Origin of the sequence: Alcanivorax sp. P2S70, assembly GCF_000475295.1 — a bacterium.
Taxonomy (GTDB): Bacteria; Pseudomonadota; Gammaproteobacteria; order Pseudomonadales; family Alcanivoracaceae; genus Alcanivorax; species Alcanivorax profundi.
Genome location: NZ_AXBZ01000041.1, coordinates 26063 through 40779, shown reverse-complemented (window position 1 = coordinate 40779; position 14717 = coordinate 26063). Strand labels below are relative to the sequence as shown.

Genomic DNA, 14717 nt, shown 5'->3' with positions numbered 1-14717 from the left:
TTCACTGTTCACTGTTCACTGCCCGCTCGCATCCAGAGAGTCTATTTTCCAGTTGCCGTCATACACCCAGTGGCTGTCGACTTGATAGCTATCGCCATTTTCCGGTAAGAGATTGCGCCCACCCCAGACGATGGCGGTGAAGCGGACCCGGGCGGTTTTACGGGAGACTGGATCCACTTCGATGCGGATGCCGGCCAGCGTGACCTGTCGTTTGGGGTAGCGGAAAAATGCCGCTATCAGGGTTCGCTGCAGCTCCTTGCGATTCATGGGGTGCCCGCGGCTGACGTTGGCGTTGTCGGTCAGGCGGTCCATGATGGTGCCGGTGTCGCCGTCTTCAATGGCCTGTTCCAGTTCGTCGAGTGCGTGACGGATGGCCTCTTCCGGCGGTGACTGGCTACAACCGGCAATCATCAGTTGCAGCACCAAAAGCAGCAGGTATGCTGGAATTTTTCTGACTGGCAGTCCTGTGCCCATGGCGTTGTTTCCCCCTATTGAATGTTATCGGCAAGGCCATTTTTCCGTTGGCCAAGGCCACCAGTTGTACCTTGAAGAGAGCGGTAATCGCGACGGCATACCGGTCGTGGTGCTACATGGCGGTCCCGGTGGAGGCTGCTCTCCCGTGCTGCGGCGCTTCTTCGACCCGCAGCGGTTTCGCATCATTGTGTTTGATCAGCGAGGCGCAGGGCAAAGCCGACCGCTTGCCAGCATCCATGACAATACCACAGCAGATCTGGTGACAGATCTGGAATCTATCCGGGCGCATCTGGGGCTGGATCAGTGGATGGTCTTTGGCGGTTCATGGGGCGCTACGCTGGCGCTGGCGTATCTGGCAGAACATCCTCAGCGTGTCTCGGGCATGGTGTTGCGTGGTGTTTTTCTCTGCCGGCAACAGGACAGGGACTGGCTATACACAGAGGGCGGCGCCGCCCGGCTCTTTCCACAGGCCTGGCAGCGATTGTTGGCGGCGGCCCCGGAAGGAGAGGGTGGCCTTCTTGAGCGATATCGTCGTGGGCTCGAGACTCCCAAGGCGCGTCACTACGCTCGAGCCTGGTGTAACTGGGAGGCGACGCTGGCGTTGATGCCAACCCTGGCGGACGGGGCTGGCAGTGATGATGAGCTATGTATGGCAACGCAGGAAATCCACTATTTCCTGCATCAGGGGTTCTTGCCGTCTCCCCTGCTTGAGCGATGTGCGGGTAGCCAGGTTCCCACGGAAATCATTCAGGGTGATCGGGATTTTGTGTGCCCGGCGGATCAGGCTCTGGCGTTACACAAGGTGCTCCCCAACAGCGTACTTCACTGGGTTGAGGGCGGTTCTCACTCGTCGTCGCACCCCGCGATTGCCGAAGCGCTTGTGCAGGCCGTACGGCGGATGGAAACAAGGATAAGCGTGTGAAGGTATTGATGCAGCGGGTGCAGTCCGCCAGCGTGCAAGTGGACGGGCAGACCGTAGGGGCGATTGGCCACGGCCTGCTGTTGCTGGTCGGGATTGAGAAGCATGACGATGAAGCGCTGGTGGCAAAAATGGCGAAGAGAGTGGTTGGCTATCGGGTGTTTTCCGATGACGACGGAAAAATGAACCTGGACCTGCGCGATGTACAGGGCAGCGTGCTGGCGGTATCACAGTTCACCTTGGCTGCTGATACCCGCAAGGGGCGGCGTCCCAGCTTTAGTGGCGCTGCCGCGCCGGATGACGGGCGCAGGCTTTATGAGCACAGTGTAACTTGTCTGCGAGGGCTCGGGGTGCCGGTGGAAACTGGAGTGTTTGCTGCCGATATGAAGGTTTCACTGGTCAATGATGGGCCCGTGACCTTTATGCTCGAGTTGTGATGAATTTGGAATAAGCTTATTGCAAAGCCGTTGCCCTTGTTTATGATGAGTTGAGTTGCCTTGTAAAGGGGTGACGGGGAGAGCACCGCGAAGGGCACATTGGCTGTTTGCGGACAGCAGTGGTTGCTTGGCTGCATCCCCAGGGATGATTAATAAAAACTTGGAGGAATTCAGGATGAAAAAGACGCTGATTGCTGCCGCCATGTTGGGCGCATCAACTTCCGCCATGGCTGTTGCACCCGGTGGCCCGGGTTGTGGCTGGGGCAATATGCTCTTCGAAGGCCAGTCTGGTATGCCGATGCATCTGCTGGCAACCCTGGTGAACGGCACCACCGGTAACGCTACTTTTGGTATGACCACCGGTACCAATGGTTGTGACACCAGCGGCGCCCTGACCTACAGCGGCCAAAGCCTGCTGGGTATGACCGGTGTGATGGAAGAAGTTGCACAGGATATGGCCACTGGTGAAGGCGAAGCGCTGACCGCACTGTCTGTATCCATGGGCATTGAAGCGTCTGACCGTGCGCATTTCAACACGGTAATGCACGAAAACTTCGCTGCCATCTTCCCGCATCAGGACGTGACCGCCAAGCAGGTTATGGCCAGCATTAATGATGTGATGAAGAAAGATCAGAATCTGTCCAAGTACACTGTATAAGTACCCGGACAGGTGATCGCAGGCCCCGCCCATGGCGGGGCTTTTGTTTTATTGGGGAACGTGATTTCGTTTGACCCGCCTGATGGATTTTCCCATGCGCACTGGATTGCTGTGTGTGCTGCTGTGCTGGGCAGCAGTTTCTGTGGCGGTCACGCCACCCCGACCTGATGTTTCCATGGATGCCCTGGCGGCCAGTGACCGCTGGCAAGCGCTGTTGCACATCAATCCGGGGGCAACGCTACGCGACCGTCACCGCAGCTATGTGGATGATGATAACTTCTTCCTGTCGGAAACGGGCAAGGAGGATCCGCTTGCCGAGCTGCTGGCGACCCATGAGGCATTGCAGTCGCCCGGCGCGCAAGCTCGTTGCCGCTTTCCGGCCCGGTACCGTTTTCTGGCGCAGTCGCTGGGTTGGGAGCAGGCTGGCGCGTTTGATCATTGCGCGCAGTACCGTGAATGGCGGGCAGCGGTTACCGCTAGCCGAGCGGTATTGGTCTTTCCTGCCGCTTACCTGAATAGCCCCTCTTCCATGTTTGGTCATACGCTGCTGAGGCTGGACCAGGGCGAGGACTCGGCCGTCTGGTTATCCTGGGCGGTAAATTTTGGTGCCGTGTCCACGGCCCAGGACAATTCATTCTTCTATATTTATCGTGGGCTCGCCGGAGGGTATCCCGGGCGTTTTGCGCTGGTGCCCTATGTCCAGAAGATCCAGGAATACTCTCACATGGAAAATCGCGATATGTGGGAATACACCCTGGACCTGGACCAGCAGGAGCTCGACTGGTTGATTGAGCACCTTTGGGAGCTCAAGGATATCAATTTCGACTATTACTTTTTCGACGAGAATTGTTCGTTCCGGTTGCTGGAGTTGGTTGAGGTGGCCCGCCCTGGCTCGCAATTGCTCACGGAGCTGCGCTTTGCCGAAGTGCCGGTCAATACCGTGCGGGCACTGGATGACCGCGGCATCATCCGTGAGCGCCACTACCGGCCGTCCAAGGCGGTAGAGCTCAATAATTTGCGTGAGCAACTCAATGGTAATCAGCAGGCCCTGGCACGACGACTCGCCGATGATCCGTCGCTGCTGACCAGTGACGCCTTTCTGGCCGAGTCGGCATCGGACCGGGCGATCATGGCGTCGGTGGCTTACCGCTATTTGCGACTCAAATACCGAAAGGAAGAGCGTACCGATGCGGTGGCCAAGGACTCCTTTGCATTGCTCACGGCCATGAACCAGCTGCCGCCGGTAGCCGTGCCGGAGACCCTCGATCCGGAGCCGCCAGAAAAGGGCCATGGCACCCAGATGCTGGCGATCAGCGGCGGCCAGCGTGAAGGGAATCAGGATTTTGGCGAGCTCAGTTATCGCCTGACCTACCATGACTTGCTGGATAATCCTTATGGGTTTTTGCGTGGAGCAGAAATCGAAGGGTTGGATCTCACATTGCGCAGTACGGAATCAGGGGATGCCAAGCTGGAAGACCTGCAAGTGGTGAGTATTCGTTCGCTGGCCCCACGGAATCGGTTCATTCAGCCATTGAGCTGGTACGTGGACGGCGGTCTGGAGCGCGCCTGGGCTGGACGCAGGCGGTTGGTGCGTTATCTGCAAGGGGGGGCAGGAGGAAGCTGGCAGTGGGGGAATTGGCAGCCGTATCTGTTAACCAGCCTGCGGATGGAGAATAATAGCGAGTTCGACACCTTTGTGACCCCGGGGGCCGGGCTGGATGCAGGCATCCTGTATCGGCGGGGACGCTGGCAATGGCAGGCGGGCAGTGTCGGGCATTATTTCACCAACGATTTCTATCGCTATACCTCGCAACTGGCCGTGCAATGGGCGGTGACCCGTCAGCACGGTGTGCGTGCCTCTCTTGAACGTGAAGGCTGGCGAGGGGATGGCGATAACGAGTTTAAACTGCAATGGCGATGGTACTTCGACTGATAGCGCTGGGCTGGCTGCTTACCCTGATGGCAGGCTGCTCCAAACTGTATTTCTACCCCATGAAGCCCTGGGTGCAGAACCCGGAAAATCAGGGCCTGGCCTACGAGGATATTGTGCTGTTGCACCCTCGTGGCATGCGTATTCATGGCTGGTGGCTGCCTGCCCAGGAGGCTGCCGGAGTGAAGGGGACCGTCTATTTTCTGCACGGCAATGCCCAGAATATTTCGACTCATCTGGCCAATGTGCAGTGGTTGCCGGCACGGGGCTATAACGTTTTTCTGATCGACTACCGGGGTTACGGCCTCTCTGAAGGCAAACCAAGACTGCCAGAGGTCTATGACGACGTGCAGCTGGGGCTGGATTGGTTGCGGAGCGTGCACGACGACGCGGGGCCCTTGATTGTTTTCGGGCAAAGCCTGGGGGGCGCCATGGCGGCAACGGTGCTGGGTGAAGAGGAAAATGCCGGTGCGGCGGACTGTGTGGTGCTGGAGGCCGCGTTTGCCAGTTACCGGGATATCACTGATGACGTGATGAAGAAAAGCTGGCTGTTATGGCCGTTGCGCTGGATGGTGGTGCCCGGTATGCCTGCGCGTGAGCAGGATCCGGAGAACCGGATTGCCGGCATCGCGCCAACCCCGTTGCTGATACTGCATAGTGACGAGGATGAAGTGGTCCCTTATAGCCATGGAGAGCGGTTGTATGCCGCCGCTCAGGCGCCCAAGACCTTCCAGCCTCTGCATGGGGGGCACACCCAGAGTACCCGGGATCCGGACGTGCAGGACCGGCTGGTGGATTTCATGGAAACCTCTGGGTGTTCAGCCCGGGCTCCAGAACCGGTCAGCGACAAGCCTGCCCCACCGCCAATCCAGGGGCCAATCGTGCCCCCGCCGTCCCCGGACACCGGGAATGGGGCTTATCGGTTCTAGCAGGCTGTTGAACAGCCCCTTGCTGAAGGGGCGAGGCGTCTTGGCGACAGCGACAGGGGCGCAAGGAGGATGAGGGCCTTCTTGCGCCCGCCGCAGGCTGTTACTGATTCAGGCGGGTCTCAATCAGCTGATCAACGACGCCGGGGTCTGCCAGGGTGGAGGTATCCCCCAGGCTGTCCAGTTCATCAGCGGCAATCTTGCGCAGAATGCGTCGCATGATTTTGCCTGAGCGGGTTTTGGGCAGGCCTGGTGCAAAGTGGATCAGGTCCGGTTTGGCGATGGGGCCGATTTCCTGAGTGACCAGATCACGCAGCGCCTGTACCAGCTCATCACTGCCTTCCTTGCCGGCCATCAGCGAGACATAGGCATAGATGCCCTGACCCTTCACGTCGTGCTGGTAGCCCACCACGGCGGCTTCAGAAATGCTCGGGTGCAGCACCAGTGCCGACTCGATTTCCGCTGTGCCCAGACGGTGGCCGGAGACGTTCAGGACGTCGTCCACCCGGCCGGTAATCCAGTAGTAACCATCCTCGTCACGGCGGGCGCCGTCGCCAGTGAAGTAATAGCCTTTGTAGGTGCTGAAATAGGTATCGATCATGCGCTGGTGATCACCGTAAACCGTGCGGATCTGGCTTGGCCAGCTGGAGCGAATGGCCAGATTGCCGGAGGTGGCTCCCTCCAGCTCGTTGCCGTCGGGATCCATCAGTACCGGTTCAATACCGAACATGGGCAAGGTGGCAGAGCCTGCTTTCAGGTCCACAGCACCGGGCAACGGGGCGATCATGATGGCGCCGGTTTCGGTTTGCCACCAGGTGTCGACGATCGGGCAGCGCGATTCCCCCACGACCTTGTAGTACCACTCCCAGGCCTCGGGGTTGATGGGTTCACCTACGGTACCGAGCAGTTTCAGGCTGGCACGGGAGGTTTGTGTTACCGGTGCATCGCCCAGCCCCATGAGGGCGCGAATGGCGGTGGGGGCGGTGTAGAAGATGTTGACCTTGTGCTTGTCCACCACCTGCCAGCAACGTGAGGCATCCGGGTAGGTGGGTACCCCTTCGAACATCACGGTGGTGGCGCCGTTGGCCAGTGGGCCATAAACGATATAGCTATGGCCGGTAATCCAGCCCACATCGGCGGTGCACCAGTAGATGTCACCTTCCTTGTAGTCGAAGACGTACTTGTGAGTCAGTGCCGCATTGAGCAGGTAGCCGGCAGAGGTATGCAGCACACCTTTGGGTTTGCCGGTGGAGCCGGAGGTGTACAGGGTGAACAGCGGATCTTCTGCAGCGACCCATTCCGGTTCGCAGTCTGCCGAAGCATCGCCGATGGCGTCGTGGTACCAGACATCGCGAGCCTCCTGCCAGGCCACATCGCCGCCAGTGCGTTTCACGGTCACACAGGTGTGGACGCTGTCGATACCGTCCATGGCCTTGTCCGCATTGACCTTGAGGGGCACGATCTTGCCGCCGCGAACGCCTTCATCGGCGGTGATGACGGCGCAGGCGCCTGCATCAATGATGCGATCTTTCAGCGCTTCGGGAGAGAAGCCGCCAAACACAACTGAGTGGATGGCGCCGATACGGGCGCAGGCCAGCATGGCATAGGCGGCTTCGGGGATCATGGGCATGTAGATTACGACCCGGTCGCCTTTTTTGACGCCGCGCTGTTTGAGGACATTGCCGAACTTGCTGACTTCCTCGAACAGCTGCTGATAGGTGATGTGCTTGTCCTGGTCGGGCTCGTCGCCCTCCCAGATGATCGCGGTCTGGTTGGCCCGCTCGGGCAAATGACGGTCGACGCAGTTATAGCAGACATTCAGGGTCGCGCCCTGAAACCAGGCCGCGCGGCCCTCTGTGAAGTCCCAGTCACTGACCTTGTCCCAGGGGGTTTTCCAGTCCAGAAACTGATTGGCACGGTCTGCCCAGAAGGTCTCCGGGTCATTGATGGACTGTTGGTACCAGGCATCATATTGCTCGCGGGTCATCAGGGTCTGGGCTTTGAAATCGTCTGGAACAGGGTGAACGATGGGCTTGGACATCAGGGCCTCCTTGGAATACTGCCTGTAGAGAGCCGCGTACACCGCTCTCCGTTTTTCCTTCATTATTGTGGCTCGTTCCGCCTACGGGTATTCCACCATGGTCGTAGGGGAATCGGCGTGCCCCAAGAGTAAACAATGCGTAGAGGAATGGCCAAGTAGAAGAGCCGTGAATAGTGAATAGTTAACAGTGAATCGCGGGTTAGAGGGGCGGGGGGCTGTGCTTTGGGTGGGCACGAATCAGAGCTGGGGTGAAGCTGCTTTGGGGGCCTGTTGCCACGTAACGACATAAAAAAAACGCCGGCATGAGCCGGCGTTTCAGAATCCTGGCAGTAACGGATCGGGTATCAGGCAACCTGTACCGGGATCGCGTTGCTGGTGCCCTTAACTGCGTTGCCTTCATCCATGTAAATAAGGCTGGGCTTGAAGTTGACCAGTTCGGCGCTGGAGTAGCTGGCATAGGCGCAGATGATCACGCGGTCGCCGGGCTGGGCCTTATGGGCGGCAGCACCATTTACCGAAATGATCTTGGAACCGGCTTCGCCACGGATCGCGTAAGTTTCAAAACGCTCGCCGTTGTCGATGTTATAAATCTGGATTTGTTCGTACTCCAGGATACCAGCCATGTCCATCAGATCACCATCGATGGCGCAGGAGCCTTCGTACTCGAGTTCCGCGTGGGTGACACGAGCCTGATGGAGTTTTGCTTTCAGCATGGTGCACTGCATGTTGGTTACCTCTCACACTACCTGAAGCCTGCGATATACGTTGTTTCTACCAAGCAGGCGCTTCAAGGGGCCCGAAGTATGCACGAATCACTGGTTGTCTACAACGGCCAGTGAGACATTGTCTATCAATCGCGTTTGCCCCAGTTTGGCGGCTACGGCAATCACCAGATCGGTGTCGTTTTCGGCTGCGGGAGCGAGGCTTCGGGCGTTGGAAATGGTCAGGTAATCCACCGCAAATCCGGCTTCGTTCAAGGCATCTGAAAAGCGCGCCTCCAGGCTCCGGTAGTCGCGCTCGCCGGCCTCGACGGCCTGCTGGATCTGTTGCAGGTTGGCGTAGAGCTGCGGGGCAAGTTTGCGCTCACTTTCGCTGAGAAAGCCGTTGCGCGAGCTGCGCGCCAGGCCGTCTTCTTCGCGGCTGGTCGGCGCCCCGACAATTTTGACCGGAAACAGCAGCTCTTCGGTCATGCGGCGCAGGATGGCCAGCTGCTGAAAATCCTTTTCCCCGAAGACGGCGACATCCGGTTGGACGATATTGAACAGCCGCGACACGACTGTCGTCACGCCGCGAAAATGCCCTTCACGACTGGCGCCACACAGGTAGTCACCCAGGCCGTCTACGTCTACCCAGGTCTGGTTCTGGCCCAGCGGATACATTTCGTCGACGGAGGGGGCAAACAGCAAATCGGCTCCGGCATCGACCAGTGCGGCTGCATCGGCATCCAGCGTGCGCGGGTAGCGGTCGAAGTCTTCGTTAGGGCCAAACTGGGTCGGATTGACGAAGATCGAGACCACGACCACATCGCAGCGGGCCCGTGCTTCGCGCACCAGGCTGATGTGGCCATCATGGAGGTTGCCCATGGTGGGCACGAAGCCGACGGTGTGTCCCTTGCGGTGCCAGCCACGAACGTACTCACGAACCTGAGCGACAGAGTGAACAGTTTGCATCAGAAGCCCTCAGCAGTATGTTGGCGACAGCCGCCATGCCATTTGGCGTGATGGGGATGGTGCGCCGGGCCCGGGATGCCGGCCCCGGTCATGATCAGAAACAGTGCTCGTCGGCCGGGAAACTGACGTCCTTGACGGCCTTGTCATAGGCGGCAAAGGCGCCACGGATATCGCCAGCCTCGGCCATGAAGTTTTTCACAAAGCGGGCGGGTTTGCCGGGGCTGATGCCGAGCATATCGTGCATGACCAATACCTGGCCGTCGCATTCAGGCGCGGCGCCGATACCAATCACCGGTATGGCCACTTCCGCAGTGATGCGCGCGCTCAGTTCACGGGGGACGCATTCCAGCAGCAGCATGGCGGCGCCGGCTTGCTCCAGGGTGCGCGCCGCCTCCAGCATTTCCAGCGCGCTGGCGTCGTCCTTGCCCTGCACCCGGTAACCGCCCAGAGCATTTACTGCCTGCGGTGTCAGGCCCATGTGGGCGCAGACAGGGATGCCATTGCGGTTGAGAATGTCAATGCTGTCGGCCAGCCAGGCGCTGCCTTCCAGCTTGACCATGTTGGCGCCCGCCTGCATCAGGGCGGTGGAGGCTTCCAGGGCCCGTTCTACGGTGGCGGCGCCCATAAAGGGAACATCGGCAATCATCAGGCTGCCGCGATTGCCTCTGGCAACGCACTCGGTGTGGTAGGCCATTTGTTCCAGTGTCACCGGCACGGTGCTGGTTTGCCCCTGGATCACATTGCCCAGGGAGTCGCCCACCAGAATGGCGTCTACACCGGCTTCGGAAACCAGCTGGGCGAAACAGGCGTCGTAAGCGGTGAGAACGGAGAATTTTTCGCCGTCCTGCTTGCGTTTCTGCAGGGTACGAATGGTCACGGACATGGGAAACCTCCCAGGGAAATTCAGATGAAAGTTGAAAGTTTAAAGTTGAAACGCGGGCCTGTCTGTCGCTGCGTAAGGGTTGTGCCTGCGAGGCTGTCAAAAGTGTCGCGGGCAGTGCGTCATCAGTAAGCGACGTGCTGTTCCGCGCTTTTGAACTTTCAACGTTAAACTTTCAACTCAGCCAACCAGCGGCCGGGGGTTAAAATAGTGGCGCCCGGAACGGATGTCCAGCAGCTCGCTGACCAGTTGCTGATAATCCCGGTCGTGACTGACCAGATCAATCTCGGCGGCGTTGACAATCAGCAGTGGCGCGCGGTCATAGAAGTGGAAAAACTCGGTGTAGGCATTGCTCAGGCGGTCCAGATAGTCCCCCTGGATCCGCTGCTCGAAGTCATTGCCACGGCGGGTGATGCGTTGGCGCAGCACAGGGGACGGTGCCTGCAGGTAAATCACCAGATCCGGTTGCGGGGCATCGACAGTCAGATGGTCATCCACGTTCCGGTACAACTCGAACTCGTCCTCGTCCAGGGTGACCTGGGCAAACAGGCGGTTTTTGTCGATCAGGAAATCCGCGATGCGGGGGCCGGCAAACAGGTCCTGCTGCTGGATCTGGCGTAGCTGGTCGGCCCGCTGAAACAGGAAGAACAGTTCTGTCTGCAAGGCGTAGCGGGCCGGATCCTGATAAAAACGGGTCAGGAAGGGGTTGTCTTCCGCCTGCTCGAGAAGAAGGTCATAACCGAAGGTCATGGCAAGCCGTTTGGCCAGGCTGGTCTTGCCCGCGCCAATGGGGCCTTCCACGGCGATAAAGCGTGGCAGGCTGCCCACACGGCGGCGCTGTTCGATCCGTTCGTTCAGGGTTGTCTCATTCAATGAGTGCATCTCTGTCCAGTTCTGACATCGGGGTCACGGCCTGCTCGGCCACCTCTTCCAGAAAACTACTCAGTGCGGTGCCGTCCGGCAAGAGGGCGCCGGGGGCAATCTCCAGTAGTGGCTGCAGGACAAAGGCCCGACAAGTCATCTGTGGGTGGGGAACGTGCAGGTCAGGGGCGTCGATGTGCTGGCTGTCCAATAACAGGATATCCAGATCCAGCGTGCGCTCGCCCCAGTGCCGAAGCCGTTGGCGGCCAGCGGCCAGCTCCAGGGCCTGGAGGGTGTGAAGTAGCTGGTGGGGCGTGCCGTTGACCTGTAACCGGGCGACGGCATTGACGTAATCAGGTTGGTCCTGAGGGCCGATCGGGGCGCTGCGATAGAGCCGGGAGTGACTGAGCAGATCGATGCCGGGCAGCCGCTGCAGAGCATGCAGGGCGCTGATCAGCCGCTGTGCCGGCTGATCCAGATTGCTGCCAAGTCCGATAAATGCCTGCATGAAACCTGCCTGAAAGGGATTTTAACCTTCTGCCTTGGGCTTGCGAGGGCGGCGACGTCGACGGCGCTTGCCAGTGCCCCCCTGGTTACCCAGCTGGGTGATCATGTCGCGACGGCCGGTTTCGTCTTCTTCCTGGTAACGGGTCCACCAGTCGCCCAGACCCGGGTTTATCTCCCCTGCCTGCTCACGTAGCAGCAGGAAATCGTAGGCGGCCCGGAAGCGTGGATGCTCCATCAAAGCGTCGGCCCGGCGGCCTGCGCGTTTGTCCAGGCGGAATTGCAGTTCCCACATTTCCCGCATCACGGTGGAGAAACGGCGCGGGATGGCGGTGTGCTGAATCTGCTGATTGAGCGCACGGGTAGCGGCCTTGTGCAGGGCTTGTGCCGGCGGCAGACCGCTGGACAGGTAGCCTCCCAGGCGCTGCTGGATGACGGGCCACAGCAATACGGCATAGATAAAGGCCGGAGTGACGGGCTTGTCCGCTTCCAGGCGGCGATCGGTATTGTCCATGGCTGCGAGCAGCATGGTCTCCCAGATCTGGCCTTGCTCCCCTTCGAGGGCCTGTTGGGTTTCCGGGAACAGGAAGCGGAACAGGTTGAGCTGTTGCAGCTGCTCATAGGAGGCGCGGGCATGGCCGCTGAGGAATAGCTTGAGCACTTCATCAAACAGCCGGGCAGCCGGAACCTGCAGCAACAGCTCGGCGAGCTCGGGAATCGGATCGGCCGTGGCCGGATCGATATGGAAGTCCAACTTGGCGGCAAAGCGTGCGGCGCGCAGCATGCGGACCGGGTCCTCGCGGTAACGGGTCTGGGCATCGCCGATCAGGTGAATCACCTGATCGTTGATATCCTGCATGCTGCCGGTGAAATCATGCAGGCTGAAATCGGCAATGTTGTAGTACAGGGCGTTGATGGTGAAATCCCTGCGCAGGGCATCTTCCTCAATGCTGCCCCAGGTATTGTCACGCAGTACCAGCCCGGTTTCTTCATGGGCGTGATGCTGTTGTTTGTCCGGGTTGTCGTCAGTGTTCATGGCCCGGAAGGTTGAAACCTCAATGACCTCTCGGCCAAAACGGACATGCACAATCTGAAAGCGGCGGCCAATGATCCGGCTGCGCTTGAACAGGCGATTGACCTGTTCTGGTGTGGCATCGGTAGCCACGTCGAAATCCTTGGGCTCGCGGCCGCTAAGGATGTCACGCAGGCAGCCGCCGACAAGGAATGCTTCAAAGCCTGCTTTATGTAGCCCGTAGAGCACGTTGAGTGCGGCGCGGGACACTTGCTGACGGGAGATAGGGTGGTGGTCCCGGGGGATGATCTCCAAGGAAGGCAACGTTTCTTCTTGCGCTGAGGAACTTCCCCGTCGTCTTTGCGTCATAATGAAGAGTGCGATCAAGGCTACGGCGATGGTTGCGATGACGGTCGCCAATATAGACGGGCTGGTTAGCTGAGAAAGCATTAGGTGGCGTGCGACTCGTTAAAGGCTGTGAAGGGGCGATGGTAGCACTTTTTATCGCCAAGCGAGATGTTGCTGGCTTATACTCGGCAATTGGTGTGCGCCACAAAGTAAAAAGGAGCCACAACCGTAGTTGTGACTCCCATATTTTGCGCTGATTCTGTTGTTATTATTGTTTGTGTTGTTTTCTGCCTTGTCGCTGCAATCATCAGTTGCAGCAGCACTGCATTGGCTCGTGAAATTATTCTTCTTCTTTCTTGTTGTTATTGTTGAGCCGTTACGCCGTTGTTTTTGTTGTTTGCTGGCGTGGGATTCATAGTGCCCGTACGTCCCTGGCAATGCAACAAAGCAAAAAATCCATAAAAAACAGCTACATACGGAATTGTCTCAGAATTCCTCTTAAATCCCCCCTCACCTGAGTAACGAAGTTGTTACTCTCCTGAGTAGTGAGGTAACACTTGCTACTCAATTGCGGTAACAGGTCACGTTTTCACCCTGTCGGCACAGCTCACCCTGAAAATTTCTGTTTGGCAGTAGAGACCGGCGGCATGGAATCTCCGGTCAATGGATCGCTCTGGCTGAGTGGTCGCAGATGGGGGCTCAGCGGCGGCTTCCCGCCTTTTTTCTAGGAATTCCAAGGCGTTGGCGGCGTTCCCACAGGCTCTTGCGGCTGATGCCGAGTTTCTGGGCCAATTCCGTTTCGGTCATGCTGTCCTGGTTTTCCATGACGAAACGGGTGAAATAATCCTCCAGTGACAGGTCTTCACTGGGGTCCAGACTGGCGCGGCTGACGCGTTGAGGAGTGCGGTTGGGGTTCAGGCCCAGCTGCGCCGGGCCGATGCCGTCTTCCTCGCAGAGGATAATGGCCCGCTCTATGACATTCTCAAGCTCACGTACATTCCCTGGCCAACTGTAATTGTGCATGGCCTGGCGTGCGGCTGCGGTAAAGACGAGGTCTTGACGATTCAGCTTCTCACAGCCACGCGACAGTAACGCATCGGCCAGTGTATCGAGATCGTCCTGGCGTTCGCGAAGCGGGGGCAATGTCAGCTCCATGACATTCAGGCGGTAGTAGAGGTCCTGACGGAAATGGCCCTCTGCGACTCGGCTGGGCAGATCCAGCTGGCTGCTCACCAGAATGCGCACATCGACCTTGCGCGGTGCCAGGGACCCTTGGCGATGAATCTCGTGGTGGGTCATCAGTGTCAGCAGACGACTTTGGGCGTCGCTGGAGAGCTCTCCGATTTCATCCAGAAAAAGGGTGCCCCCGTCGGCTTCCTCTATGCGTCCGGCCGTGTCTTCATCGCCAAACAGTTCGGTCAATTGCAGGGTCTTGGGAAGGGCGGCGCACTGTACTGAGATCAGCGGCCCGTTGGCGCGTTCGCTCTGTTCATGCAGCGCGCGGGCAGTGAGTTCCTTGCCGGTGCCCGCCTCCCCCATAATCAGTACCGGCGTGTTGGTGGGGCCAACCCGGCCAATGCGATGTTTCAGTTCTTCCATGGCAGGGCTGTTGCCAACCATGTTGTTGACGGGGTAGCTGCGCTCCATATCCCTGCGAAGGGCGCGGTTGCCCCGGTTGAGGCGCCCCTCTTTTAGTACCCGATCCACGGCAATCAGCATTTCATCGTGATCAAAGGGTTTGGGGATATAGTCCACGGCGCCCTGGCGCATGGCATCCACGGCCGAGCGCAGGCTGGCGTAGCTGGTCATGATCAGTACCGGGGTATTGCCCGCGGCGTCAATCAGGGTAGTGCCGGGTTCACCGGGCAGCCGCAAGTCACTGATGATGAGATCAAACTGGTTCAGGTTATTGTCACGCGCTTGCTCGACAGAATCGGCTTCAGTCACTGAGTGGTCGTGGCGCTCGAGAAGTTTGCGCAACGCACCGCGAATCACTGGCTCGTCTTCAACAATAAGAATGTGACTCATGTTCTGCTTGTATCCTGTACTGACCGGTC

14 protein-coding genes are annotated in these 14717 nt (G+C 58.8%); 5 read left to right on the top strand and 9 right to left on the bottom strand.

Annotated features, from left to right (window positions below):
- Positions 1-15: 15 nt before the first annotated feature.
- The gene (locus Q672_RS29755; protein ID WP_022986176.1) at positions 16-474 is read right to left on the bottom strand and encodes a nuclear transport factor 2 family protein; all 459 of its coding nucleotides are present in this window, start codon (positions 472-474) and stop codon (positions 16-18) included.
- On the opposite strand from Q672_RS29755, the gene pip reads away from it, so the two are divergent.
- The 5 genes from pip (at position 473) to Q672_RS29730 (ending at position 5347) form a co-directional block, all read left to right on the top strand.
- Complete coding sequence (gene pip / locus Q672_RS29750; RefSeq protein WP_022986175.1) at positions 473-1396, top strand: prolyl aminopeptidase; 924 nt, start codon at positions 473-475, stop codon at positions 1394-1396. The two genes, Q672_RS29755 and pip, sit on opposite strands and share 2 nt — an antisense overlap.
- Positions 1393-1830, top strand: coding sequence for a D-aminoacyl-tRNA deacylase (gene dtd / locus Q672_RS29745; RefSeq protein WP_022986174.1), 438 nt, complete (start codon positions 1393-1395; stop codon positions 1828-1830). Before pip ends, dtd begins: the two co-directional genes overlap by 4 nt.
- A 175-nt stretch (positions 1831-2005) precedes the next feature.
- Complete coding sequence (locus tag Q672_RS29740; RefSeq protein WP_022986173.1) at positions 2006-2488, top strand: DUF3015 domain-containing protein; 483 nt, start codon at positions 2006-2008, stop codon at positions 2486-2488.
- Between the two features lie 94 nt (positions 2489-2582).
- Positions 2583-4421 carry an Lnb N-terminal periplasmic domain-containing protein gene (locus Q672_RS29735; RefSeq protein WP_022986172.1) on the top strand — a complete coding sequence of 613 codons (1839 nt, stop codon included), beginning with the start codon at positions 2583-2585 and terminating at the stop codon, positions 4419-4421.
- The gene (locus Q672_RS29730; protein ID WP_022986171.1) at positions 4400-5347 is read left to right on the top strand and encodes an alpha/beta hydrolase; all 948 of its coding nucleotides are present in this window, start codon (positions 4400-4402) and stop codon (positions 5345-5347) included. The genes Q672_RS29735 and Q672_RS29730 overlap by 22 nt, the downstream gene beginning before the upstream one ends.
- A 100-nt stretch (positions 5348-5447) precedes the next feature.
- Here Q672_RS29730 and acs read toward each other — a convergent pair whose 3' ends face one another.
- From acs to Q672_RS29690, 8 genes are all read right to left on the bottom strand, one after another.
- Complete coding sequence (gene acs / locus Q672_RS29725) at positions 5448-7385, bottom strand: acetate--CoA ligase (RefSeq protein WP_022986170.1); 1938 nt, start codon at positions 7383-7385, stop codon at positions 5448-5450.
- 344 nt (positions 7386-7729) lie between these two features.
- Positions 7730-8110: an aspartate 1-decarboxylase gene (panD, locus tag Q672_RS29720; RefSeq protein WP_022986169.1), complete on the bottom strand. Its 381-nt coding sequence runs from the start codon at positions 8108-8110 to the stop codon at positions 7730-7732.
- A gap of 87 nt (positions 8111-8197) precedes the next feature.
- A complete protein-coding gene (panC, locus tag Q672_RS29715) occupies positions 8198-9055 on the bottom strand; it encodes a pantoate--beta-alanine ligase (RefSeq protein WP_022986168.1) in 858 nt (285 codons plus the stop codon).
- Positions 9056-9149: 94 nt separating this feature from the next.
- Positions 9150-9938 (bottom strand): 3-methyl-2-oxobutanoate hydroxymethyltransferase, encoded by a 789-nt coding sequence (gene panB, locus Q672_RS29710; protein ID WP_022986167.1) that lies wholly within the window; start codon positions 9936-9938, stop codon positions 9150-9152.
- A 177-nt stretch (positions 9939-10115) separates the two neighbouring features.
- Positions 10116-10817 (bottom strand): deoxynucleoside kinase, encoded by a 702-nt coding sequence (locus Q672_RS29705; RefSeq protein ID WP_022986166.1) that lies wholly within the window; start codon positions 10815-10817, stop codon positions 10116-10118.
- Positions 10801-11304, bottom strand: coding sequence for a 2-amino-4-hydroxy-6-hydroxymethyldihydropteridine diphosphokinase (gene folK, locus Q672_RS29700; protein ID WP_022986165.1), 504 nt, complete (start codon positions 11302-11304; stop codon positions 10801-10803). Before folK ends, Q672_RS29705 begins: the two co-directional genes overlap by 17 nt.
- A 21-nt stretch (positions 11305-11325) precedes the next feature.
- The gene (gene pcnB, locus Q672_RS29695) at positions 11326-12681 is read right to left on the bottom strand and encodes a polynucleotide adenylyltransferase PcnB (RefSeq protein WP_031226808.1); all 1356 of its coding nucleotides are present in this window, start codon (positions 12679-12681) and stop codon (positions 11326-11328) included.
- A gap of 678 nt (positions 12682-13359) precedes the next feature.
- Positions 13360-14688, bottom strand: a complete 1329-nt coding sequence (locus Q672_RS29690) for a sigma-54-dependent transcriptional regulator (protein ID WP_022986163.1) — start codon at positions 14686-14688, stop codon at positions 13360-13362.
- Between the last annotated feature and the right edge of the window lie 29 nt (positions 14689-14717).